Source organism: Oceanobacillus sp. FSL W7-1293 (assembly GCF_037969815.1).
In the GTDB taxonomy this organism is placed as follows: domain Bacteria; phylum Bacillota; class Bacilli; order Bacillales; family Amphibacillaceae; genus Oceanobacillus; species Oceanobacillus oncorhynchi.
In genome coordinates this window covers 1091403-1116951 of record NZ_CP150212.1, presented here as the reverse complement: position 1 = coordinate 1116951, position 25549 = coordinate 1091403, and the positions used below count along the sequence as shown (strand labels likewise).

The 25549-nt window shown below is 38.4% G+C and carries 25 protein-coding genes; 12 read left to right on the top strand and 13 right to left on the bottom strand.

What is annotated here, in order from left to right; genetic code table 11:
* Nucleotides 1–82: 82 nt before the first annotated feature.
* Together MKY65_RS05525 and MKY65_RS05520 are read right to left on the bottom strand one after the other, a co-directional pair.
* Complete coding sequence (locus tag MKY65_RS05525) at nt 83–1150, bottom strand: isocitrate/isopropylmalate dehydrogenase family protein (protein WP_339183057.1); 1068 nt, start codon at nt 1148–1150, stop codon at nt 83–85.
* 92 nt (nt 1151–1242) lie between these two features.
* Complete coding sequence (locus MKY65_RS05520) at nt 1243–2109, bottom strand: LysR family transcriptional regulator (protein ID WP_339183055.1); 867 nt, start codon at nt 2107–2109, stop codon at nt 1243–1245.
* 156 nt (nt 2110–2265) lie between these two features.
* On the opposite strand from MKY65_RS05520, the gene MKY65_RS05515 reads away from it, so the two are divergent.
* The 4 genes from MKY65_RS05515 to MKY65_RS05500 are packed head-to-tail and all read left to right on the top strand — an operon-like array spanning nt 2266 to nt 6506.
* Nucleotides 2266–3381: a hypothetical protein gene (locus tag MKY65_RS05515; RefSeq protein WP_339183053.1), complete on the top strand. Its 1116-nt coding sequence runs from the start codon at nt 2266–2268 to the stop codon at nt 3379–3381.
* Nucleotides 3382–3395: 14 nt separating this feature from the next.
* A complete protein-coding gene (locus MKY65_RS05510) occupies nt 3396–4880 on the top strand; it encodes a tripartite tricarboxylate transporter permease (protein ID WP_339183051.1) in 1485 nt (494 codons plus the stop codon).
* A gap of 1 nt (nt 4881) precedes the next feature.
* Nucleotides 4882–5325, top strand: coding sequence for a tripartite tricarboxylate transporter TctB family protein (locus MKY65_RS05505; protein ID WP_339183049.1), 444 nt, complete (start codon nt 4882–4884; stop codon nt 5323–5325).
* A gap of 17 nt (nt 5326–5342) precedes the next feature.
* Nucleotides 5343–6506, top strand: coding sequence for a PrpF domain-containing protein (locus tag MKY65_RS05500; protein ID WP_339183047.1), 1164 nt, complete (start codon nt 5343–5345; stop codon nt 6504–6506).
* Nucleotides 6507–6606: 100 nt separating this feature from the next.
* Here MKY65_RS05500 and MKY65_RS05495 read toward each other — a convergent pair whose 3' ends face one another.
* The 5 genes from MKY65_RS05495 to MKY65_RS05475 all read right to left on the bottom strand — a co-directional run bounded on the left by MKY65_RS05495 (nt 6607) and on the right by MKY65_RS05475 (nt 10717).
* Complete coding sequence (locus MKY65_RS05495) at nt 6607–7239, bottom strand: PepSY domain-containing protein (RefSeq protein WP_339183045.1); 633 nt, start codon at nt 7237–7239, stop codon at nt 6607–6609.
* An 83-nt stretch (nt 7240–7322) separates the two neighbouring features.
* Nucleotides 7323–8678, bottom strand: coding sequence for a HAMP domain-containing histidine kinase (locus MKY65_RS05490; protein ID WP_339183043.1), 1356 nt, complete (start codon nt 8676–8678; stop codon nt 7323–7325).
* Nucleotides 8675–9364, bottom strand: a complete 690-nt coding sequence (locus MKY65_RS05485) for a response regulator transcription factor (RefSeq protein ID WP_339183042.1) — start codon at nt 9362–9364, stop codon at nt 8675–8677. Before MKY65_RS05485 ends, MKY65_RS05490 begins: the two co-directional genes overlap by 4 nt.
* 198 nt (nt 9365–9562) lie before the next feature.
* Nucleotides 9563–9883, bottom strand: coding sequence for a thioredoxin family protein (locus tag MKY65_RS05480; protein ID WP_042532366.1), 321 nt, complete (start codon nt 9881–9883; stop codon nt 9563–9565).
* A gap of 21 nt (nt 9884–9904) precedes the next feature.
* Nucleotides 9905–10717: a DUF368 domain-containing protein gene (locus MKY65_RS05475; RefSeq protein WP_339183040.1), complete on the bottom strand. Its 813-nt coding sequence runs from the start codon at nt 10715–10717 to the stop codon at nt 9905–9907.
* A gap of 274 nt (nt 10718–10991) precedes the next feature.
* Between MKY65_RS05475 and MKY65_RS05470 the strand changes: the two genes are divergently transcribed.
* On the top strand, nt 10992–11183 hold the full coding sequence (locus MKY65_RS05470; protein WP_339183038.1) for a hypothetical protein: 192 nt from the start codon (nt 10992–10994) through the stop codon (nt 11181–11183).
* Nucleotides 11184–11236: 53 nt separating this feature from the next.
* Here the strand turns inward: MKY65_RS05470 and MKY65_RS05465 are convergent, their stop codons facing one another.
* Nucleotides 11237–12262: a hypothetical protein gene (locus tag MKY65_RS05465; RefSeq protein WP_339183036.1), complete on the bottom strand. Its 1026-nt coding sequence runs from the start codon at nt 12260–12262 to the stop codon at nt 11237–11239.
* A gap of 514 nt (nt 12263–12776) precedes the next feature.
* Here MKY65_RS05465 and MKY65_RS05460 point away from each other — a divergent pair.
* Nucleotides 12777–13640: an arginine deiminase family protein gene (locus MKY65_RS05460; protein ID WP_339183035.1), complete on the top strand. Its 864-nt coding sequence runs from the start codon at nt 12777–12779 to the stop codon at nt 13638–13640.
* A gap of 269 nt (nt 13641–13909) precedes the next feature.
* The gene (mqo, locus tag MKY65_RS05455) at nt 13910–15418 is read left to right on the top strand and encodes a malate dehydrogenase (quinone) (RefSeq protein WP_339185131.1); all 1509 of its coding nucleotides are present in this window, start codon (nt 13910–13912) and stop codon (nt 15416–15418) included.
* A 72-nt stretch (nt 15419–15490) separates the two neighbouring features.
* Here mqo and MKY65_RS05450 read toward each other — a convergent pair whose 3' ends face one another.
* On the bottom strand, nt 15491–16087 hold the full coding sequence (locus tag MKY65_RS05450) for a TetR family transcriptional regulator (protein ID WP_339183033.1): 597 nt from the start codon (nt 16085–16087) through the stop codon (nt 15491–15493).
* Between the two features lie 333 nt (nt 16088–16420).
* Here MKY65_RS05450 and MKY65_RS05445 point away from each other — a divergent pair, with 333 nt between their 5' ends.
* From MKY65_RS05445 to MKY65_RS05425, 5 genes are all read left to right on the top strand, one after another.
* Entirely contained in the window at nt 16421–19723 is a 3303-nt protein-coding gene (locus tag MKY65_RS05445) for a YhgE/Pip domain-containing protein (protein WP_339183031.1), read from the top strand.
* Nucleotides 19724–20016: 293 nt separating this feature from the next.
* On the top strand, nt 20017–20370 hold the full coding sequence (locus MKY65_RS05440) for a CidA/LrgA family holin-like protein (protein WP_339183029.1): 354 nt from the start codon (nt 20017–20019) through the stop codon (nt 20368–20370).
* Complete coding sequence (locus MKY65_RS05435; protein ID WP_339183027.1) at nt 20363–21058, top strand: LrgB family protein; 696 nt, start codon at nt 20363–20365, stop codon at nt 21056–21058. Before MKY65_RS05440 ends, MKY65_RS05435 begins: the two co-directional genes overlap by 8 nt.
* Nucleotides 21059–21149: 91 nt before the next feature.
* Nucleotides 21150–21680, top strand: coding sequence for a hypothetical protein (locus MKY65_RS05430; RefSeq protein WP_339183026.1), 531 nt, complete (start codon nt 21150–21152; stop codon nt 21678–21680).
* A 31-nt stretch (nt 21681–21711) separates the two neighbouring features.
* The gene (locus MKY65_RS05425; protein ID WP_339183024.1) at nt 21712–22257 is read left to right on the top strand and encodes a hypothetical protein; all 546 of its coding nucleotides are present in this window, start codon (nt 21712–21714) and stop codon (nt 22255–22257) included.
* A gap of 79 nt (nt 22258–22336) precedes the next feature.
* On the opposite strand, the gene MKY65_RS05420 is transcribed toward MKY65_RS05425, so the two are convergent.
* Genes MKY65_RS05420 through pxpB form a run of 4 tightly spaced genes read right to left on the bottom strand, consistent with a single transcriptional unit; the run spans nt 22337 to nt 25537 of the window.
* Nucleotides 22337–23086 carry a putative hydro-lyase gene (locus tag MKY65_RS05420; RefSeq protein WP_339183022.1) on the bottom strand — a complete coding sequence of 250 codons (750 nt, stop codon included), beginning with the start codon at nt 23084–23086 and terminating at the stop codon, nt 22337–22339.
* Complete coding sequence (locus tag MKY65_RS05415) at nt 23058–24056, bottom strand: biotin-dependent carboxyltransferase family protein (RefSeq protein ID WP_339183020.1); 999 nt, start codon at nt 24054–24056, stop codon at nt 23058–23060. Before MKY65_RS05415 ends, MKY65_RS05420 begins: the two co-directional genes overlap by 29 nt.
* Nucleotides 24046–24816: a 5-oxoprolinase subunit PxpA gene (locus MKY65_RS05410; RefSeq protein ID WP_339183018.1), complete on the bottom strand. Its 771-nt coding sequence runs from the start codon at nt 24814–24816 to the stop codon at nt 24046–24048. Before MKY65_RS05410 ends, MKY65_RS05415 begins: the two co-directional genes overlap by 11 nt.
* Complete coding sequence (pxpB, locus tag MKY65_RS05405; RefSeq protein WP_339183016.1) at nt 24794–25537, bottom strand: 5-oxoprolinase subunit PxpB; 744 nt, start codon at nt 25535–25537, stop codon at nt 24794–24796. Before pxpB ends, MKY65_RS05410 begins: the two co-directional genes overlap by 23 nt.
* Nucleotides 25538–25549 lie beyond the last annotated feature (12 nt).

Below are 25549 nucleotides of genomic sequence, written 5' to 3'. Positions count from 1 at the left end.
TTATTTATAATTTACACTGAGTATAATACTTCTTATAAGATAAATAAAATACTGTTTTTTTAGCATACTTAATAAAAATTTTTTATGACTTGAGTCTTGTTAATACTTCATTTGTGAAAGCCCCGGTTCCTTTATTTCCTCCTAAATCTTTTGTTTTTATACCATCAGCTAATGTTTGATATAAACTTTTTTCTATTATTACTCCTGCCTCTTTTAATCTGGAATCAGCAAATCTTTTGCTCATCCATTCTAATAAAAGAGCAGTAGAAAGCATCATCCCGATTGGATTAGCAAGGTCTTTCCCTGCTATATCCGGCGCAGATCCATGAGCTGCTTGCGCCATGGCAACGTCCTTATTAGCATTAATAGAAGGTGCAAGCCCTAAACTTCCAATTAATTCACCAGTTAAGTCAGATAGAATATCTCCAAACATATTTTCCGTTACAATGATATCAAAGTCTGACATTCGCCGAACAATATGGGCACACATTGCATCTATATGATAATCATCTACTTGCACCTCTGGATAATTCTTCGCAACCTCTTTACATACTTCCAAAAACATGCCTGACCCCATACGAATTACATTTGCTTTGTGAACAATGGTTACCTTTTTTTTTCGTTGCATCGCTTTTTGAAAAGCAGCATGAGCAATTCTTTCAATAGCTTGCCGGGTGAAGACCCCTGTAGTAAGTACAACATCCCTGGTAACCTGAAATTCTCCTGCCCCTTGAAACATATTCCGATCCACGTAAAAACCTTCTGTATTTTCTCTGTAAATAATCACGTCCGCTTCCTTCACTACTCCATGAATGCCAGGTAACGTTTTTGCCGGACGAATATTTGCAAATAAATCAAATCGATGCCGTAATTCCCCGCTGGGATTACGTATTGCTTTAAACCTCTCAGGATAAGAAGCAGAGTCGTGTGGCCCTAAAATCCAGCCATGACATTGCTTTAAAGCTGCAATCGTTTCATCGGGAAGCGGGTGCCCTGCTTCCCGAATTCCTTTCCAGCCAACTAGAAGCTGGACCCATTTGATCTCAACTTCCTGCTTTTTAAGAGCTGCATTCACTACACGAGTAGTTGCATGGACGATTTCTGGACCAATTCCATCTCCTTCTAATAAACCAAGTTTATATAATGCCATTCTTTTCCTCCTTTTCATGCTTTGGCTTTTAACATAATTTATCTTTTAATAAACGTCTAATACTTTTTTCTTTAATAAGACGATAAATAAATTTAATCTTCTTCATTCCATTGTTTTAAATAGTTTACAAAATGCTTAACTACTGATAAATTTTCAAATAATTGGTTATAAACAAGCCAGGTTTCTCTTGTAACCAATGTTCCATCTTTAAAATAAATTGCCTGCTGGTATAAATCATCATCTTGTTTCAAACATATCCCCGGGACAATAGCAAAACCCAAATTATTTTTCACCATTTCTTTACATGTTTCAAGCCGATCTACTTCCATTTCAATATTCGCAGGTTCAGAAAACTGATCTGCCCACCAGGTTGTGATGCTCTCTTTCAACGAGCTATCAGTATTATAATTAATCAAGCGATATTCTGGTAAAAAATCCATATTTATTTTTTCTTTAGAAATAAGATATAACGCTTCTCTCTTTAAAAGTATTTTTTCTCCATGCCATCCTCGTATACTTCTTAAGATGCCTACATGAACACTGGAATTATTAAGAAATTCAATAACCTGTGTACTCCAGCCAGTCTTAACATTAAACCGAACATTCGGAAAATTATTAGAAAAATCCTTCAATACTCTTGGCAGCAAGTACTGGGCAAAATTACTGGATACACCAATTCGCAGGGTTCCAGACACCTCATCTTTCATATTACTCATCGTATCTTTCACAAACTGAAACTGTTTAAGCATTTCTTGAGAATAATTTACTAAATACTCTCCTTCAGAAGTAAATTCTACTCCATTTTTTGTTTTAAAAAATATTCTTACCCCTAAATTCTCTTCTAAATTTCTGAGTCTATAACTTAAAGATGGTTGAGATACATATAATTTTTCTGCAGTGCGAGTCATATTTTTTTCCTCATGAAGCGTTTTCAATAAAATCCAATCTTTTTGTTCCACCTTATTCCTCCTCTGGGTTTATTTAAATCCCATTATGTAGAAAACGTCATAGGTTATCAAGTTTTTTTATGAAGATAAATAAAATATCATTATTTTACTTATCCCCTGAAAGCGTTTACTATAAAAACAATCATTATTTGGAAAGGGATGAATCTTTTGAAAATAAATCTTTTTTGTATCTTATTACTCTTGATGAGTGTCATGTTAATAGGCTGTAACACCATGGAAGCAACAGGAACAGAGAATGATAAAAATGCAAGTACTTCTTATGATGGAGAAACGATTTCGTTTGTTGTTCCTTTTCAGGCTGGAGGAGGAACAGACGTTTTTGCTAGATTTATGACACCTTACTTCGCCAAACATATTGAAGGGGAGCCCCGAGTCCAAGTAGAAAATATTCCTGGTGGTGCAAGTATTACCGGAACGAATGAATATGCTAATTCTCGTTCACCAAATGGATTCAATATTCTTACCTCCAGTGCCTCGTCACACGTTCCGTTTATATTGGAGCAGTCTTCTGTAGATTATGATTTAGATGATTTCACCCCATTAATAGGTGCTCCATCAGGGGGAATCGTTTATACAAAACCGGAACTTGCAAAGGACGGAATGGAAAACTTGCTCTCTTTAGAGAATGAACTATATTATGCAGGCATTTCGCCAACTGGGCTGGACTTGGTAACCCTGCTGTCTTTTGAAGTTCTAGAGATGGATGTCAAAGCTGTATTAGGTTATGAAGGACGTGGTCCATCACGTGTTGCTTTTGAACAAGGAGAAAGCAATATTGATTACCAAACCACTTCTGCCTATAAAAGTAATGTAGAAAATTTAGTAGAAGAAGGAAATGCGGTTCCTTTATATAGTTTAGGTCAAGTTGATCAAGATGGGAACCTTATCAGAGATCCGCAATTTCCCGAACTTCCTACTATTGAAGAAATTTATATCGATATCTATGGAACAGAACCCAGCGGAGAAGCATGGGAAGCTTATAAGCAAACCGTGGCTGCTTCCTATAGCTTAAACAAAGTTATTTGGGTACACAAAGACGCACCAGACCATTCCCAAAAAATACTGCAGCAAGGGATGGAAAATTTAATTGAAGATACGAGCTTTGAAGAAGAATCACAGGATATTCTTGAAGGATATGATGCCTTTGTGGGAGAGGAATTAAATAATCAAATTGAACAGTCCTTCTCCATTTCATCAGGTACCAAAAAATGGATTATTGAATATTTACAACTCCATTATGATATTGACATTAATAAGCTATAGAAAGGAGTAATTTCATGATAGAAAGTGCAATCGAAGCCTTAATGATCGTATTAGATCCTTCAAGACTAATCTATATGTTTTTAGGTATTGGAATTGGAGTCATTGTTGGATTACTGCCAGGATTAAGCGGAACAGTTGGTATGTCTTTACTGCTTCCGTTCGTTTTCGGACTGGAACCATATGTTGGAATGGCTCTTTTAATTGGAATGATTGCTGTAATTCATACAGGAGATACCTTCCCTTCCGTCCTGTTAGGAATACCAGGAACCTCAGGTTCTCAAGCAACCATTATGGACGGATACCCGTTAACGAGAAAAGGAGAAGCTGCCAGAGCAATGGGAGCATCTTTTTTCTCCTCCATGATTGGAGGTGTTATTGGCGGAATTGCGCTTTATTTAACAATTCCTTTTGCCAGACCATTAATTACCTCATTCAGCTCACCCGAATTATTCATGCTGACAATGTTAGGTCTTAGTATGGCAGGATTATTAGCAGGAAAATCACCAATAAAAGGAATCATCTCTGGGATTCTTGGTTTGCTTATTGGTGCTGTAGGAAGCGCACCGGCAGTTCCTGAGTACAGATATACATTGGATACACTTTATTTAACACAAGGAGTTTCTTTACCCGTTGTTGCAATGGCTATCTTTGCATTCCCGATTCTTATTACAATGCTAACAGACAAAGGAAGTGTATCCAGTCACGCTAAATTGCAAAGCGGCATTCTAAAGGGAGTTATGGATGCGCTGAAAAATAAATTTTTAGTATTTCGCAGTGCAGTTATTGGTGTTCTAATCGGATTTATTCCAGGACTCGGCGGTAGCGTTGTCGACTGGATTGCTTATGGTGCAGGGCAAAAAACCGTTAAAAATAATTATTTTGGCAGCGGTGATATCCGAGGCGTAATTGCTCCAGAAAGTGCCAATAATGCTAAAGAAGGAGGCTCTCTTGTCCCAACATTACTTTTCGGTATACCAGGCAGTGGAACTACCGCAATCCTGCTGGGAGGGCTTACACTCATGGGGCTGGAAGCAGGACCGAAAATGTTGTCTGACGATCTTCCTGTAACCTTATCTATTGTATGGACGCTTGTATTTGCAAATATTTTCGGTGCATTATTATGTATGTTGTTAGTTCGCCCTATCTCCAAAATCAGTTTAGTTCCAGGAGAAAAAATTGTTCCCTTTCTTGTAGTTTTATTGGTGGTAGGTGCCTACCAAAGTACGATGTCATGGGGAGATTTGATTGTATTTGTTGTTATCGGCTTACTTGGTTATATTATGACAATCTTAGATTGGCCTCGTCCTCCATTGCTTATTGGTTTTGTGCTCGCCCTGCCTGCTGAAAGATATTACTGGATATCCATTGAAAGGTATGGATGGGAATGGCTTACAAATCCACTAGTCATTGCACTTGCTGTTATTATCGTGCTTCTTCTTGCAGGAGGAACAATCATGAAACGTTTTAGTAAAAAATTTGAAAGTGAAGGGGGAATATAAAATGAACAAAGATTATCTTAATCTTATTTTTAGCGGGTTTCTTTTTTCCTTATTTACATTTACTTTAATTGAAGCATTAACCTTTAGTAAATTAGCACAATTTTTCCCTCTCTACATTTCTATCGCTGGTGTAATATTAACGTTTGTTTATTTCATCGCTCAGGTATTGACAATCTATAAACAAAAGAAAGAAGAGGAAAATCAAACAATTCTCCCTTTATTAAAACCGCTTAAATATATCGGATGGGTGATTGGTTACTTATTACTTATTTTTATCGGAGGATTATTGTTAGCAACTATTATATTCTTATTTACATTCCTAATTTTCGAATCAAAAATGAAACTGCTATCAGCCGGGATTTCTGTAGCTTTTGTTCTTATTTGCGTCTCCCTGTTGAGTTCAGCTCTTGATATTTATTGGCCGACAAATTTACTAGGATTTTAAGCAAAGGAGAATGATTTATGAGAGATTATGAAAAGATACGTTCAGTAATTATACGTGGTGGAACAAGCAAAGGTGTTTTTATCTTAAAAAACGATTTACCTGATGATCCAGAAGTTAGGGACAGAGTAATTCTTTCCATTTATGGCGGGACAGATGAAAGACAAATTGATGGATTAGGAGGAGCAGATTCACTAACTAGCAAGCTGGCTATTATAAGTGTCTCTACTAGACCTGATGCAGATATCGAATTTACATTTGGACAGGTTGGCATTGGAACAGGGAAAATTGACTATAATTCAAACTGTGGAAATATTTTAAGCGGTGTTGGGCCTTTCGCCGTCGATGAAGGTTTGGTTGCTGTACAAAAACCCTACACAAAGGTAAGAATTTTTAATACAAATACAAATACGATAATTGAAGCTCGTGTTCCAGTCAGCTCTGGAAAATCAGTATCTGAAGGAGATTACACTATCGATGGTGTCCCTGGAAAAGGAGCAAAAATAGATTTAAATTTTCTTCATGCTGATGGCGCAAAAACTGGGAAGCTTTTTCCTACAGATAACCGAAAAGAAATTCTTCATACAAAAGCGGGAGATTTTAATGTCAGTATAGTTGATGTAGCTGCACCAGCAGTATTTATTCAAGCGGAGCAATTAGGTCTTACTGGAACAGAGATGCATACTGATTTAACAGCAAAGCAGCTGAATACTTTGGAAATAATCCGTTCAGCCGCTGCTAAAAAAATAGGTTTTGTAGAAAGTGCGGAAGAGGCGACAAAGGTGACCCCATCAAGCCCTAAAATTATTATGGTTTCTCCGTCACAGACATACACAAATATACATGGAGATACCATAGAGCATCAAACAATTCATTTAACAGCTCGCGCAATGTCTATGCAAAAAATGCATAAAACATTTCCCGTTACTGGCGGAATCTGTACAGCAGCTGCTGCAAAATTGACGGGAACCATAGTTTATGAATGCAGTACTAATCCTTATTATAATAAAGTTATTATTGGCCACCCATCTGGGGCTATGGAATTTTCTATCGACTGTAAAGACAATGGTCAACTGGTTCAGTTTAACAAAACAGCTGTAGCTAGAACCTCCCGGCGTTTGATGGAAGGTTACGCTTATGTGCCAAAAGAATTATTTTGGAATGAGACAGAATCTATTTATTAGTCATATTACCAACTAAAATTCTTCATTCATTAAAAATCCAAACGTTTACCTCTCACATTTCTTTCAAAGAGAATACGTTTGGATTTCTTTATAATATTTTTTAATCATCTAAATCAATTTCCATCGTAATAATATTCCCCGTATAAGCATTAATTTCAATCGTAGCTTCATCTTCTCCATTGATAATCTCGATTTCATAAACTAAAATGTCGTCATCCGAATCCATTTCCAGATCTGTGACTTCTCCTGGGAATTCTTTTTTGGCAATTTCCATTGCTTCTTCATGTGATATCACAGCATCATTTTCTGCCGCTTGATTATCAGCATTACTGTCTGTTTTTTCTTCGGCAGTTTCTGTGTCCTCATTTGATTCTGGATTTTCATTTTTATCTTCTTTTGCAGGTTCTGTATCGTTTTCTGTTTCTTTCTCTTGATGATGTTCAGCTGTTTTTTCCGTAGCTGTCAAATCAATTACCTGCCCTGTATCTCCATTTAATTTTAAGGAATAGACACCTTGATTCTGCGTGATTTCCATCTGATAAACCGGTTCCCCATTCTCCACACTCAATTCAGGTTCTGTGTGTTGACCGGGATATTGGGCAGTGACAAGGTTACTGATTTCCTCTGTGCTTAGATCCGGATTAGAAGATGTAGCATTAGTCTGATATACGGTTAAACCAATAATACCAAGGACAATCAGACCGCTGATCACCCAGATTATATTTTTACGCACGCCCTACCCCCCCTTTTTTTCTAGTATAAACGGCAGTTGTTATGAAAGCATGATAATTAGATTAGAATTTGATGAGAAAAACGTTATTTGGAAAGTGTCCAAGTAAATGTTGACCCCTGGCCAATTTCGCTCTCCACGGTGATTTTCCCGTCATGTCTTTCAATGATTTCTTTAGCAATAGCTAATCCCAGACCAGTTCCCCCGGTTTCTCGATTTCTCGCACGATCCACGCGGTAGAAACGGTCGAAAATCTTCTCCTGTTCTCCCAATGAAATGCCTTCCCCATCATCTTTAAATTGAATCACTGTTTTCTCTGTATCTGTATGCATTGTGATTAGAACTGCTTCTTCACTATATTTCAATGCATTTTCAATTAATATATATGGGATTTGTTTTAGTTGCTCGATATTACCAAAGGCGTCATAATTTCCAGCCTCTGCTTCAAGACGAATAGCCCTTTCAGGATACGCCTTCTGGAAGGTATGAATGACCTGCTCAACTATCGCTTGTATATCTACTGCTTCCTTTTGGTCCTCATTCTTATGCTTCGCTAATAATAGCAGCTGCTCTACAAGCTTTTGCATCCGGTCAGCCTCTGAATCAATGGCTCCTACAGATTCATCCAGTAATTCCGGACGCTTCTTCCCTTGCCGTTCAATAAGCTGGGCGTAGCTTTTAATAATCTGAATGGGCGTTTTTAATTCATGAGATGCATTAGATACAAAGATTTCCTGCTTCTCAAAGTTTTCTTTTAAGGAATCAATCATTTCATTAAATGTGGTTTCCATTTCGTAAAGCTCATCTTTAGAACGCTTATTTACATCAATCTTCTGCCAATTTTTATTAAGGATGTTCCGCCGCATGGTATCCTTTAACTTTTGAATCGGTGTTAATAAAAAGCGGCTCAAAACGATACTCGCTATAATAGTTGGAATCAGTATCACCGCACTGGAGAATAAAAGCACGTATGTTAATGTCCCCATTGTTTCATCTAAATAAACCAGTTCATTCGCTACCTGAACTGTAACAATTTCGCCACTTTCCCAAATGATTGGTTTTTCGATAACCGCAAAATTGCTTCCAGTGTTGTCGTCTTGGACAATACGACTTGTTTCTGATGTTGTATAACTTACACTCAAGTCTGTATATCGATTTGATTTTGTCTGCACAGGAAGAACATCACTCTCTGTTTCATTTATAATTCGAATAATTCCGTTCGCTGGCAAATAAGCCTTTAACAGTTCCCCCATTGCTTCTTCCGATAAGGAATTATTTTCGGAAATGGTAGATACTAAAGCATCTGCCTGTATTTGCAGCTGATCGATTTCTCCATTGGAAGCCGTCCGGTAAAATAGAAAGTAAATCGCCGTATGTGAAATAGCAATCACCAGAAACATAAAAACAGATGAAAATAAGATAATTTTTTTACGTAATGTCATTGGCTTCCTTCCTTAATCGAGTAGCCTACTCCACGTATTGTTTGAATGTATACTTTATCATATCCTTTATCTATCTTTTGACGCAGATAGCGGATATAGACATCCACCACATTTGTTTCGCCAATATAATCAAAACCCCAGACCTTTTCAATCAATTGCTCGCGCGTCAATACTCTATTTTTATTTTCCAATAGACAGACTAATAAATCATATTCCCTGGGTGTCAAATCAATCATGTTGCCTGACCGGGTTACTTCATGCGCAGCTGTGTCAATTTGTAAATCCCCTACCTGCAATGTTTCATTACTGCTCCCGCTCTGAACGGTTTTCCGTAAATTCGCACGGATACGGGCTAGCAATTCTTCAATTTGAAACGGTTTGGTTATATAATCATTCGCTCCAAGATCAAGTCCGTTCACTTTATCATATACTTCATCACGAGCAGTCAGTAAAATAACCGGTGTTTCATTTCCCTGTCTGCGGACTCTTCTTAATACTTCCAGACCGCTTAATTCAGGAATCATGATATCTAATAAAATTAGTCCCCATTCTTCTGCTTCTATATATTCCAGCGCTTGTTTTCCGTTTGCTGCTACAATGGTTTCATAGCCTTCATAATCTAATTCTAATTGCAAAACACGGCTGATTTTTTGTTCGTCCTCGACAATAAGTATTCGTTCTGACATGGACCGTGCTCCTTTCTTTCTAAACCAAAACTTGGCATTCGTTAAAAATAATTATACAAAAAAACTGTCCCCAAAACAGCTGAATGAATAATTACCTGCGTAAATCGCTCTGCTTTATCAAGCAGAATTGTCTATTCGTTCAATCCTTTTGGGAAACAGTTTAATTCAAGCATGGTCTAAGCCCGCTGCCAAAGCTTGCTAGCCTAGATGTTGTTTTAAGAAATCTGTAACAGAATCCGGCGTTTTGGTATACGCGCTATGCTGATGAGCAATTTTCTCTCCATTTTGGAATAACAGAATGCTTGGAATACCCATTACTTCATATTTTTCTGCTAATCCGGATACTTCATCACTATTTACTTCATACCAGTCATAGCCGTTGAATTCTTCCATAACTTCGCCGATGAACATATCCATACGCTTGCAGTCAGGACACCAGTCTGCAAAGAATTTTATAATTACCGGTTTTTCACTTTGAATAATTTCTTGAAATGCTGCTTCTGTTTTAATTGCTTCCATCATCATCTCTCCAATTCCATTTTATTTATATTCTAATCTGCCCAATGCCAATGCTGCAATTAATCCGCCTATAAATAAAAGGATACACACAATAATACTTCCGGCACCTGCCGGGACACCTGGAAATACAATGGTAACAGCGCCGACAACAAGCCCGATAATAATAGCATAAGTACTTGTAAAAAAGTTCCTTAGAAAATAAGCAATAATTTTACTCATGAAAATAAATCCAAGTGCAATCCCTGCACCTGCCACAAAGATAATAGAAAACTGAAAATTACTGATGGCAGCCATTATCGTTGGATATACACCAAGCAGCATCATTATCATAGACCCGCTAATTCCCGGCACAATCATGACACTGCTGCCGATAAATCCTGCGATAAATAATAAGATATACGTATCTGTATTAATATCTTGAATAACCTGTCCCTCATTCGGGTTTAAAATTCCAAGTCCGCTAACAATAATAAACCCAATAATCAGCAGTATATACTGCTTTGCCTGAAATTTTGTTTTCCCTTCAGCCTTTTGATATAAGAAAGGAATTACGCCAATGACCAGTCCCAAAAAGAAAAATTGCGTTTGCGTCGGGTAATGTGTAAACAGCCAATCAATCACTCTGGCAAATAAAAAGATGGCTGTAACCATACCGACCCCTAACGGAACTAAAAAGCTGAGATGCTTCTTCCAATCCTTACTGAAAAAACCGCTTATTGATGCAATCAACTGTTCATAAATGCCTAATAATACTGCAATTGTTCCCCCGCTTATCCCGGGAACAACCTCAACGGAACCCATAATTAAACCTCGATATAAATTTTTCCAATCCATGTATGCTTGTACTCCTTCATATTTCTTTACTCCCACGTTATTTTATCAAAAGTGGTCAGAAAAATATACTTTAGAAAAGGTTTTATTGATTAATTTACAAATTGTACAAATATTATTTACAGAAATAAGAGGTTATCCATATATTAAAAAGGCTTTTATCATGACGATAGTTGACATATCCTTTATACTGTTTGTATAGATTAAAATAGATAAAGAAAAACTATATAATAATCATCATATATATCGTTGTGTTCAGTTTTTAGGGGGAAGGAAGATGAAACGGTATTTAACATTAATTCTTTTTTTAGTAAGTATTCTTATTATCTACATTGGGGCTAAATTGCAGCTGTATTGGAGCGGCGTAGTTGCATGGGGACTTGCCTTAGTGTGTCTTATCTTTGCCGTACACTTTTCGAAGTACATTCCCAATGAAAAAGCCTCTAAAAAGAAAAAGAAGGAAATCTAGAAAAATCTCCCCGTTATCCATTTTCGTGACGAGGAGATTTTCATATTGTTCCCTTATTCAACTTCCTTCAAAGCGTCCACCCATGTATCTATTTCATCATCATCCATCTCATGTGTACCAAATTTGTTATATTGCACAACATGCAAGTTATTATCATCTACATACGCTCTGCCCAGCTGCACATGTTCTGAATATCCATCTATATCTTCAGGTAAAGAAACAAAATAAATGACTTGGCTATCATCCTGTTCCAAAATCTTTGTTTCAGAATCTTCTAATTCATAACCGGCCTCCACATTAGCTGCATAACTTTCTATTGTATCAGGTGTAGCTTCATCAACCATTACTTCAACGGTTAATTGTTTATCATAATCTTCTGGAAAAGCAAATGTCAATATGCCATAATTAATATTTTCATCATATGAATAGATAGATACTTCCTCATCTATAGCGCTTAAATCTAAATCTTTGATAAGGTCCGTATATTCCCCTTCCAAATCATCCATGGATTCCGCTTCTGATTCTTCAGGAAGTCCTGCTGCTTCTGACGATTCTATCTCTTCTCCGTTTTCATCAATCGTAGTCACATTAATTGGAACTGTTCTATATATCTTCCAATCATCGCCGTCTCTTTCCAGAATATGTGTAGCTTCTAAGCGATTATTTTCGCCCATACCGTCATGAAAATAAGTATCTTGCTCAATATAGACACTGGCGGAAGCATCATCTTTATCTTCCACAGACATTTCGATAATGTCCGATTCTATATCTAAGCCCTCTAAACTTTCTATCTGCTCTCTGGACGTTTCAAAATCCGGAGATTCCGGATGAATTCCCTCCATATACGCGTCTATATCCTTTTCGTTAAAAGCTTCTAAATTTGCTGTCAACACATCGTATAATTCTTCATCTTCAGGTATCCCGTCTGCCGTCTGTTCATTTTCCACTTCTTCGGTTTGTTCTGCCTCTTCATTTTCTTCTTGTGTTTCCCCTTGCACATCCTCATCTTCACCATTGCCGCATGCACTGATAAATAGGAATAAAAGCATAATAAACAACAGATAACTTATTTTTTTCACTATCCATTCCCCTTTCCCGATACAAATTTATCATTTTCATCATAACATACGATAGATGGATTTTTTTAGCAAACTGCGCCATAATAAGATAAAGTGATATTTTATTCCGTCTAACTTTATTTCTGCCTCATCAGCTTAAAAGTTAGTACCCTAAGGATATCTGCTTAAAGGTATGATCTCTTAAAGATTCTTGAACCATATCAATGGAGTTTTTACTGCTAGTTAAGCCGCGGATAATGTTATGAATGACCAATTTTGTTTTTAAGCATTGATGTTGGTATGGGACTGGGACTACCAATGTTGTCAGGTTAATCGACCGCTACGGAAAAACACTACGCTAGTTAGTCTTATGGCTACCTACTTGTATCAAATATAAATTTTATAAAAATCATTAACCTGACAACATTGCTGCAATTACTCGTCCTACCAAGTTCGTTGCATCATCATCATTTAATACATATAATAAATTTACGGAAACAAGTTACCTAAAGGAAAAATTGGGGGCACAGTCTATATGGATAATAAGGAAAATGAAAAATATATCATTCACTGTCAAAATGAATTTGACCCATTACAGCAAGTCATCGTTGTCCCGCCAGATTATATGAAAATTACAACGGTTATTAATGAAACACAGGCTTATTATGCAAACGAGAATATTGATATAAGAAAAGCTACCGAACAACATGATTTCTTTGTAAAAACGCTGGAGGATAACGATGTCGAAGTCATCTCCCTCCCGGCAAAACCAAATTTAAATGAACAAGTTTTTACCCGGGACGTTGGTTTTACACTTCATGATACATTATTCGCGGCTAATATGGACCGGGATATTCGCAAGGAAGAAACCATTCTTTTAAAAAAGTGGCTGCGTGACGAACAGCTGGACTATACTTCTTTTTCCAATACAAGTATAGAGGGCGGAGATGTGATTCTTGACAGCAATCATATTTGGATTGGCTTAAGCCAGCGTACAAATCAGGCTGCAATCGATTATCTCTGTGAGCAATTCCCTCATCTGGAGATTACTGCTGTGCCACTGCAAGAGGATATTCTTCATTTGGATTGTGTATTTAATATCCTGGAGGACGGGTACGCATTAATTTACCGGGATGGGATGAGTGAAGCTGCCTATCAAAAGCTGAACGAACATTATACATTAATCGAAGTAACTAAAGAAGAGCAATTCAGTATGGCGCCAAACATCCTGTCTATTGGAGATAAAAAGGTAATCAGCCTTCCTGAAAATAAACGGGTAAATTATCTATTGAAAGAGTTTGGTTACCATATTATAGAAGTTCCTTTTTCTGAAATAATTAAATCCGGAGGCTCCTTCCGGTGCTGTACGCTTCCCCTTTATCGGAAGAAGTCATCTTAAACTGCGGGCGCTGATGCAAAATAGATCAGCTTTCGCAGTTTTTTTGCAGCCATCTCCCTCCTGTATCAGCAGGACCTCTTCCCCCCTTCATTCGCCCTTATAATCATTCGATTACGTGAAACATCTTTTTTCTTTTATCAAAAAGGAGTATAATAGATTAATATGGGTAACTGTTTATTTAAATAACAGCTGGACCGTTATTTTTAGAGAATTCTATTTTGTAAGAGTATACATGCAAGAATTTTAGTTTAGGAAGGTTTGTGACGATGATGAGGAAAGATACGAATCAAACAGATGTCATTTTAATCGGTGGTGGAATCATGAGTGCCACGATTGGCTCCTTATTAAAAACACTGCAACCGGAATGGCAGATTAATGTTTTTGAAAAACTTGACCAGACTGCCCGGGAAAGTTCGGATGCATGGAATAATGCCGGCACAGGACACTCGGCTCTATGCGAAATGAACTATACACCGGAACAGGCAGATGGCACGCTTGATATTACGAAAGCAATAAAAATAAATGAACAATTTCAACTTTCGAAACAATATTGGTCTTACCTGGTGAAACAAGGTATATTAGAAAACCCTGGTGATTTTATTCAAAACGTGCCGCATTTAAGCTTTGTAGAAGGCGAAAAAAATGTGGAATTTCTAAAGAAACGTGTAGAAGCTCTAAAGGATAATCCATTATTTGAAGGCATGGAGATTACGGATGATGAAGAAAAATTAAAAGAATGGATCCCGCTTATGATGGATGGACGTAATGATAATGAGGCTATTGCCGCTTCCAAAATTGAGTCAGGTACAGATATTAACTTTGGAAGCTTAACACGAAAACTGTTTGATCAGCTGGAGGAACAAGGTGGAACACGGCTCTACTTTAAGCATGAGGTAGAATCGATTACACGTACGAAAGATCAATTATGGAAAGTGAAAGTTAAGAATCTATTCAACGGCAAAGTTTCTTATCATAAAGCACGATTTGTATTTATTGGTGCTGGAGGCGGCAGCCTGCCTTTATTACAGAAAACAAATATCCCGGAATCAAAGCATATTGGCGGATTCCCGGTGAGCGGATTATTTATGGTTTGTAATAATCCGGAAGTTGTTGAACAGCATCACGCGAAGGTTTATGGAAAAGCAAAAGTCGGTGCACCGCCAATGTCTGTCCCGCATTTAGATACTCGATTTATTAACGGAAAACGCTCCTTATTATTTGGTCCTTTCGCTGGATTTTCACCGAAGTTTTTAAAAACCGGTTCAAACTTGGATTTATTCGGATCTATCAAGCCAAATAATTTAACCACTATGCTGGCAGCCGGAGCGAAAGAAATGGCCCTGACAAAATATCTTATTCAGCAGGTGCTCCTGTCAGATGAAAAAAGAATGGAAGACTTACGTGAATTCATTCCTAATGCCAAGAGTGGAGAATGGGATATTGTAGTTGCTGGTCAGCGGGTACAGGTTATTAAGGATACGGATACAGGCGGAAAAGGGACCCTTCAATTCGGGACCGAAGTAATCACTGCAGAAGATGGTTCGATTGCGGCTTTACTCGGCGCTTCCCCTGGAGCATCTGTCTCTGTTGACGTCATGCTTGATGTGCTTCAACGCTGCTTCCCGCATCATTTCACAAAATGGGAGCCGAAAATCAAGGAAATGATTCCATCGTACGGTGTTTCATTATCCGATCACCCTGATTTATTTGCTGATTTAAACAAGGAAATGAATGACGCATTGCAATTAGAAGCAGAAAAGGAAGTATTATTAAGCTAAGAAGATTAATACGAATGATTAATAAAAAGACTTCAATTCTATAAAAAATACTAGAATTGAAGTCTTTTTAATTTAAATTACTTTTACTGGAGTCCAGGAGACAGCATTCAATATAAAGGACGATAATTCTTCTTTATACTTTTCCACTTCCTCCGGGGAATGCTGAAATAAAATCAGGCCCCTGGCTGTAGATTCAATCAACGATATCACAAATTCACTATAATAGTCGGGGTGGATGTCTTCCCGGATTTCTCCATTCGCTTTTGCAGCCTTCAGATAGTCAGCAATCAGATCATATAATGGACGATAAATGACTCTCCACTTATCGATATCCCCGCTTCTGGTAATCCCTGCGTAAACAATCGAAGGAATAGTTCTATCTTCTTGGTTTACTTCAAAAATACGGTCTATTGCCAAACGTAAATTAGCATCCAGCCCAGCTTCTATATCTCCATGCTCTGTAAGGTATTGCGTATAATTGGAGATGATTTGCTGTGCTAAATCCGGGAGAACATCCATTTTGCTGTTATAGTATAAATAAAATGTACCTTGAGCAATCCCGGCTTCTTTCACAATCTGGGAGACACGTGTATCTTCTAATCCTTTTTCTTTAAAAATCTGATAGGCACTCTCTAAAATAAGCTCTTTTTTATTTGATATTCTAGCCATCTCTATGCCCCCTTTTAAAATTTTTAAAACTGACTGATTGTCATTCATTTATATTTATGATACCATACTTCTAGTAAAAGATGAACATTAAAAAATCAAAAGTACCGATTCTGGCAGCCATTGGATACTTCAATCTGTATGTATAAAGCATAAAATAAGACACTTAACCAAAATCTATAGGTGAGAAACTACATTGAATTTGTTATGTGCAGCCGCTAGAGGAAGACAACATATTTATTCTTTTATATCAACTATAGATGTTAGCGTTGATTCTGAAATAATAACACTTTTATAATTTTTTATTTACCCGACTTAGAAAAGAGGAGAATTTTTTTGAAAAAAGCTTTTAAAATTACAAAACAAGATATGAAAAACATCATTCGGGTTCCTTCCGTTCTTATTTTGATTATTGGGTTAGCCATCCTCCCTTCTTTTTATGCTTGGTTTAATATAAAAGCATCCTGGGACCCTTACTCCAATACAGAGGGAATCAAAATCGGCGTAGTCAGTGATGATGCCGGGGCGGAAGTAGAAGACCGATCCATTAATATGGGAGACGAACTGATAGAAAACTTAAAGGAAAATGATTCGTTAGGCTGGCAATTCGATGATTCTATTGAAGAAGCAGATGAAAAGGTATATACAGGAGAATACTTCGCCACTATTCATATTCCTGAAAGCTTTTCGGAGGATGTAGCCAGTATACTTAATGAAGAACCAAGGAGCGCCATCGTCCAATATAAAGTGAATGAAAAGGTCAATGCCATTGCGCCCAAAATGACCAGCACCGGAGCTACACAAATCACAGAAACCATCAATGATGAATTTGTGCAGACAACAGCAAAAACATTACTGGAGGAATTTAATAATGCTGGGATTGAGCTCGAAGAAAATCTGCCTACCATGCAAAAAATAAGAGATGCTGTTTATAATCTTCATGATCACATTGATGATATTGATGAAGCAGGCTACCTTATTGTTCAGTTAGACGAAGATCAAGATACGATTCAGAACTATGCAGATACATTAGACAGTTTACAGGAGTATGAGTCAAACATTCGGGAAGGCGGAGACCAGATTCTGACTGCCCAGTCCCATCTGGATGATATCAACAGGCTGGGAAATGCTGTAGTTGAATTAAATCAATCCATGCCTGATATCGAAAATGCCTTAACTCGAATCAGCTCTATTCAGCAATACTTCCCTGCGATTAACCAGGGGCTGGAGGATGCTTATGCAGCAAGTATTACTGCCGGCGATACATTAGCAGATGTACAAGAACGTATTCCTGAAATCAATAATCAAATTCAGGACTATCAAAATCAGGTTGATAATGCACAGGATACGTTAGAAGAAGCAGAACAAGTAACCGATGAAGTATCAGAGCTTGTCAACAGCCGGATTAATGAAGCAGAGGAAATTATCAATGGATTGCCTTCCTTTGATTTTGATACAGAAGAACCCGTAACACCTGATTTTGTAAATAACGTTAAGGATTCAGTCAATGATTCTCAAGGCAGCCTGGAAGAAATGCTGGATGAGCTTCGTAATTCGGACAGCCTGGAGTCAAATGAATCCTTAGATAAATTAAGCAGCGCTGCTGATGGGACAATAGAGCAAGGGAATGAGCTTTCTGCTGAATTAGAGGATAAGCTTGCTCAAATAGAAGCAGATAATTTTACGGAAGAGGATATCAATACGTTAAATGAGGCAATAGCTAATTACCAGTCCTCTTTCGACGAGGTCAAAGAAGATTTAGCAAATGCGGAATTTGTTCCAGATACCTCACAAAATGAAGAGAACGAAGAAACCGATGAGAATAGTGATAATGCCGAAGAAGGTACCGAAGAGAATAACGAAGAAAGCAGCAATGACACGGAAGAAAACACAGAACAAGAAAGCGAAGAAAATAATGATAATGCTGCGGAAGAAACAGAGCAATCCGAAGATACACCGGAAACTCAAGCGCGTGATGAAGAAATCGACCAAGTCATTAATGAACTTCATGACGATACGATGCAGGCTTTTGATGAAATTTCCAATGTATTGGATCAAAATATAGACCTTGCTAAAAGCAATATACAGCAACTGCCTGAATTGATTGCCATGAAGGAAAATCCTGACCGGGCAGAATATGCAGAAGAGCAGCTTCAAGCGATTCAGGACAGTATTGAAGGGCTTCAATCCTCTATTACAAGCACGGAGAACTCACTTGCTTTATTAGAAACTCCGGAGAATAAAGAGGAATTGGATAACATTCAAGAGGCTCTTGAAAGCGGAGATTCTAATTTAAATAATATCATTGATTTTCTGGAAAACGGCAATTTAGACCTTAGCCAGTTGGAAGACGTGAAGGATAATGCCATAAATGATTTGAATACGTTACAAACCTTTAACGAGGACACATTAGAACCATTTGTGAATAATGCTTTCACTACGCTAGAAAATAGGTTAAATGATGCAGACTCTAAATTAAGCGCCGCATTGGAATATACCGATTTAGCTTCTGATTATTTATCGGAAGCAGCAACGGTCGTCAATGATTCACAGTATTATTTAAACCTTTTAAATGAGAATTTACCATATTATGAAGAACAATTCAGCGATGTCTCTGACACCGTAAATCAACACTTCCCTGAATTTAAAAATGGGGTGAATATGGCAAGCGGCTTTTTCCAGAATGATATGCCGCATTTAGAGGATGAAATAAATAATTTAGCCGGCTTTGTTACAAACGATATGGATGATTTAATTGCGCAATATGAGAATTTAAATTCCCTTGTGCAGGATAATTTACCGGAAGCGCAGGAAGCTATTGGGGAAATGGCTGATTTTATCCGAGATGATTGGCCAGGATACAAAGAAGATATCCAAAATGCCTACGACCGGATAAAACAGATGGAAGACGATCAAATTATCGAGGAATTAATTGCTGCATTGCAGAATGATTTAAGCGATGAAACAGAGTATTTCTCCCGCCCGGTACAGCTGGATGAAGAAAAATTATTCCCTATCCCGAACTACGGGTCAGCCAACACACCATTCTACACTGTGCTGGCAATATGGGTTGGTGCATTGCTGCTTTGTAATTTGATTACAACGGATCTAAAAGATAAAAATAGAGAAGAATTCAGCTTAAGAGATATTTATCTTGGCCGAATGACCTTGTTCTTGATTGTAGCTGTTTTACAGGCTGTCATTGTTTCGCTCGGCAATATCTTTATACTCGATGCTTATATGGCACACCCTGTTTACTTTACACTCTTTAGCGTCTTGATTGCGTTAGCGTTTATGATTATCGTATACACGTTAGTTTCCTTATTTGGAAACGTCGGAAAGGCGATTGCGATCATCTTTATGATTCTGCAATTATCAGGCGGCGGCGGAATGTTCCCAATCCAAGTAGCGCCGGAATTTTTCCAGGCTATTCACCCATTCCTGCCGTTCACGTATGCTATTGATATTCTAAGAGAAGCGACCGGCGGTATTGTATGGTCTGTTGTTTACAACCGATTCCTTATACTGGCGATTTTCCCGGCTATCTTTATTCTGTTAGGATATACTTTCCGACCATGGATTGCACCGCGTGTTCATAAAGCCTATCTTAAGAGCAAGAAAAGTAATATGATTGATTAACAAAATGATGATCACTTAATAATAATAAGATTACAAACAGTCCGGCCAGCGCTTTGCCGGGCTGTTTTTTTATGCAATCCTACTTTTTCTATTTAAAAGGGACAGGCAATAAAAAATCTTATTCATCAATGATTCGCATTCCAGATTATAAAGATTTACAAGAAAGTAAATATGCCTTCAAAACGCCCTTTAACGAATGACACGTTTTCTGATAAAATGATTAGTATCTTTTATTTTTAAAGGCTGTTCAAAATGGAGAATAACAACGGAGGTTTATGGTGAAGTATTTCATAATGATTTTACAAATAGGTATCTTATTTCTTTTTAATTTTATTGGCCAGCTTATTCAAGGCTTCTTCTCCCTGAGTATTCCCGGCAGCCTTATTGGGATGCTGCTGCTTTTCAGCCTGTTGTTTTTCAAAGTCATTCCATTGACATGGATGCAGGCAGGCGTTGATTTTCTTTTAAAAGATATCCCATTTTTCTTTATCCCGGTTACCATTGGAATTATCCAATACCTATCCTTTTTTTATGGAAAGGGCAGCTTGTCCATTCTATTGGTTATTGTGAGTACCTTCATTGTTATCGGCGTCAGCGGAATCGTAACAAATCTCATCTTAAAAAAAGAGGTGAAATCCTATGACTAACCTCTTTATTGGGATAACGGTGATTACAGGAACGTTTATCCTGTATCGATTATCCAAGAGAATCTATCGAAGAAAACCAACACCGTTCACCATGCCCATTTTCCTGTGTACGGCAAGTATAGTCATTTTCTTATCCTTAACAGGCATCTCTTATGAAACCTATATGATCGGCGGTCAGTGGATTGATATTTTTCTCGGCCCTATCGTTGTTTCTCTCGCTGTTCCTTTGTACAGGGAGATTCATTTAATCAAAAAATATGCAGGAGCGATAAGTATCGGCGTATTTGCCGGTTCTCTGACTGGTGTTTTCACCGGAATAGCAGGAGCAAAGCTACTAGGTTTTGACGACTGGATGGTTCAGACTGTAGCAGCCAAATCTGTGACTGCTCCTATTGCGATCAGTATTACGGACACGGCAGGCGGGAATGTCTCCCTAATCGCTGTATTCGTTATGTTAGCTGGTGTCAGCGGAGCAATGTTTGGACCTGTTATTTTAAAAATTTGCCGGATTGAGCATCCCATCGCTAAAGGACTCAGTATTGGAACGGCTTCTCATGCGATAGGGACGGCAAAGGTATTAGAGGACAGCGAAATGGAAGGTGCCATCAGCGCTTTATCCATGACACTCAGTGCTGTGGTTGTTTCTTTTCTTGTTCCGATATTCTTATTATTATTTATTACATCATGAAAGCATTCGTTATTTTTGTACATAAAAGAAATGCTGTATCTTATTGGAGTATTGCACTGTTATTACTTAGCGATGCAAGGAGGCGGCTTTATTGAAAAGGATTTGGCTATTCGTTGGATTGGCTGGCATACTGCTTCTTTCCGGCTGTTTTAATAAAAGTCAAAAAGGCGATGAACTGATTTCCTATTATAATCATTGGATGGAAAATTGGGAAATAGATAGTTCTACATACTCCTCCCTTAGTCGGGCAGAGGATACGGATGAAATGTTACTTATTATCAGAAACGATATATTGCCTGTTTTGAGAGCAAGTGTAGACTATCTGAAGCATGCAGATTTAGAATATCGCGCTGTGAATAACTTAAACGAATCACTATTAGACAGAGAAACTTATTTATTAGAATTATTTCAAGAACTTACTGAGGGTATAAGTTCAAGCAATACCCAGACAGAAATAAAAATCATTCTGAAAAAATTCAATGAAAACATGGATGAGGCTGCTGATAAAAATAAAGAATTTGCAGAGAGCTTAGATACGTTAATGGATAAATATAATGTCTATTGGATTACCGAATATGACTCGAATGGAAAGGAATTAGAAAAATTAGGAAAGGACAGATAAGAAGTCATAAAGGAAGGAAGGAAGGAACGCTTTGCGAAATATTTTTGGGTCTGTGCTATATTTATGTATCTTTATTATATTATCCGGCTGCGTTGATCCTCATGACAAGGCAGAAGTGGGAAGCCTGGACGTACTGGAAGACTTTATTCATGAATTAAATCACGGCGACCTTATTATTGATTCAGATGATCCGGAAGAGGTCATCGAAACAGTTGACGATCAGCTGGGCGAATATTTTTCTGGTGATTTTTCCAGAAAAGTTGCCTATCAAATCCGAAACAGCATGGAAGGAAATCCGAATTATGAAGAAACTCCTGAAAATATCACTTTTTTTCTAACAAATACGGGTGACGGATTCCGCTATTCTCAAATTGAAGCTTCCAGAAGAGATGGAGTCTCATCCTGGCTGACTCAGGACGATAAAATTGTAGGCACAGAGATTCGTATCACCTTGCCATCAGATATTCCTGAACAGGATTCCAAATACGAGCTGTACGACAATATTACGATGATGAAAATAGATAATAAATGGTACATTGATGATATTGAATATTTTGATGAGAGATATGTTCAATGAATCCAGCAAAATGATTCAAAGCGCCGTAATCTTTAAAGTGATTAGGCGCTTTTTTGGTACCTTCAATCGTGCTACAAACTCATCTTCCTATTTCAGAATCCAGCAAATCTGTAATAAACATATGTCCTGGAGCATGCGTAATCATTATTTCAATTTTTGCTTGAAGAGCTACAAGCTGGGGTGTTACGCCACATGCCCAAAACACCGGAATTTCATCTTCCTTTATTTCTACAGAATCACCATATTCAGGAGCCTGCAGGTTTTTGATTCCCAGCTTCTCTGGATAACCAACCTGTACCGGCGCCCCATGCATCGTTGGGAAGCCCGATGTGACTTGAACAGCAGCAGGCACATGATCGGCCCGGATCGGACGCATGGAAACCACCATATTCCCTTGAAAGGCCCCTGCCCCATAACAGGGCACATTGGTTTCATACATCGTAACGTTCTGTTTGTTTTCTATATGCCTCAAAGGAATTCCAGCCGCTATTAAAGCATCTTCAAAAGTAAAGCTGCATCCAATCAAAAAGCTGATAAAATCCTCACGCCATTCTTCTGTAATATCTGTTACTTCATCTGCCAGCTTCCCGCGTCTAAAAATCCGATATCTCGGAGTATCCGTTCTAATATCTGCGTCTGGTGCAGAGCTTACAGGTGTATAGGAGCCTGCATCCGTCACTTCAATTAATGGGCACGACTTCGGATTTCGCATACAAAATAAGAGAAAGTCATACGCATGCTTCTTTGGGACAATAACAAGGTTCGCCTGCACATGAGACGGAGCCAGCCCTGCTGTGGGTTTAGTCCACTCTCCTTTTCGAATAGTCATCCTTTCCTTTAACACTGCAATCACCTCTGCAAAAATATTTTATTTGGAGTAAAAACCGCTCTCTTTCTCTGTAAAGTTCTTGTGCTTCTTCGACATCTACCTCCCGAAAACGAATTTTACCGCCCGGGACAAGCTGAGCTACTTTCGGAAGGTCAACAGAAATAACTGTAGCAATTCTCGTATATCCCCCAGTCGTTTGCCGGTCAGCCATCAATATGATTGGCTGGCCATTCACCGGCACTTGCACACCTCCAAACGGAATGGCATCCGACCAAATATCTGCTCCATTTTTATGAGCAATAGCCTTTGATTGGAGCCGATACCCCATCCGGTCTGCCTGCGGACTAACGAGATGTACGTTATTGAAAAAGTTATCTATTCCTTCCTTTGTAAATCGCTCCGTATGCGGGCCTTTCACGACACGAAGCTCTACTTCCTTACGATATCTGGGAATTTCCGTATGCATTAATCCAACTCCCGCTTTTCCATTCACCGCATAACCGAAAATCGTATCTTCCTTTTCAACGTGCTTCCCAATTCCAGCTTTTTGATAAGTCGATTTGCTGCCCATAACTACTGGTGAGTCAAACCCGCCCGAGACAGATAAATAAGTCCGTATCCCCGATTGAGGAGCACCAAATGTCACATAATCATCCTTTTTAAGCTGGATTGATTTCCACATCGGTGCTGCTTTACCATTTATCATAGGACTTAAATCTGCGCCACAAATAGCTATCGTTGCTTCCGATAATACAACCAGCTCCGGGCCCATCATGGTTATTTCCAGACAAGCCTCATCTCTTCTATTTCCAACTAAGAGATTGGCTGTCTGCAAAGCAAATGGATCCATTGCCCCAGAGACAACAACGCCGTATTTTTGAAAGCCGGTTCTTCCCAAGTCTTGGATCGTGGTTAACAGTCCTGGTTTCACCACTTTAAAAAGCGGCCGCTGCTCCACTTTATTCTCCAACACGTTTCATCCGAATCCCTTCTTGTTCCAAACGTTGCCGCAATTCTTTTGCAAACAGAAGGGCGTGCTCTCCATCTCCATGGACGCAGATGGTGTCGGCTTCCACTTGAACTTCTTCTCCATCAACGGAGGTGACTTTCCCTTCAAAAACCATGCTGCGTACTTGTTCAATTGCTTTTTCGACCTCTGTAATCATTGCATTTTTTTCTGTACGGGCTGTCAACGAACCATCCGATTGATACGTTCTGTCAGCAAATACTTCCGAAGCTGTTTTTAATCCGTATTTTTTCCCCGCACGAATCAATTCACTTCCTGACAACCCGAAAAGAATTAATTCTTCATCTACTTGAGCTGTCGCCTTCGCAATTGCTTCAGCAATCTCCCGGTCTTTCGCTGCCATATTGAACAAGGCTCCATGCGGTTTCACATGCTGCATAGGCACCTCATAAATGTTACAAAACGCCTTTAAAGCACCAATTTGGTAAGCTGTTAAATGAAAAACTTCATCGGGGTCCACTTGAATCGCTCTTCTGCCAAAACCAATCAGATCCGGCAAGCCTGGATGGGCTCCAATCCCTACCTGCTTTTCTTTAGCCATTTTAACGGTTTTCCCCATAACATTATAATCTCCGGCATGAAAGCCGCAAGCAATGTTTGCAGAGGTGACTACCTCTAAAATTTCGTTATCAAGACCTATCGTATAAGCTCCAAAACTCTCTCCCAAGTCACTGTTTAAATCAATGCTTCTTTGTTTCATCATGGAACACTTCCTTTCTTACTTTATAGCTGCCGTTCTTTACCGCTTGTTCTATTGCTTCATACTCATCTTCCGTAATCGAAACAAAGCGGATTTTATCTCCTGCCTGAAATAAAAATGGATTCTCCTGGGAAGGATTAAATAAGGTGACAGGTGTACGTCCTATAATATTTGCACCGCCTGGAGACTGCAATGAGTATATCACTGTTTGCTCCCCGGCAATTCCTACCGACCCTGCCGGAACATGTAATCTCGGGCTTTCCAGCCGCGGTGTGCAAATAGATTTAGACAGTCCGCCCATATAAGGAAAGCCCGGCAGAAATCCCATCATATAAATAAGATAATCTGTACCTGAATGAATCTCGATTACTTCTTCTTTCGTTAATTGATTAGAGCGGGCGACATGTTCCAAATCAGAACCTGTTTCTCCGTCATATAAAGTTGGAATAAATATCCGATTCCACTGCTCCGCTTTATCCTGTGATGCATAACTGGATAAACCGGATAATTTTTCACAGACAGCATGATACGTAATCTGGTCTGGCAAATAATAAACAGAAACGCAATCATAGGCGGGAACCCATTCTATGACCCCTTTGATACGCTCTTTTTTTAGCAGAAGGCAAAAGCTCCTGATCTTTTTATTTAGTCCAGAGGAAACCTGTTCGCAAAACTGTACTCGTACCCCTGTATCTCCTAATGGCTGAAAGATAATATTTTGCATAGCGATTCCTCC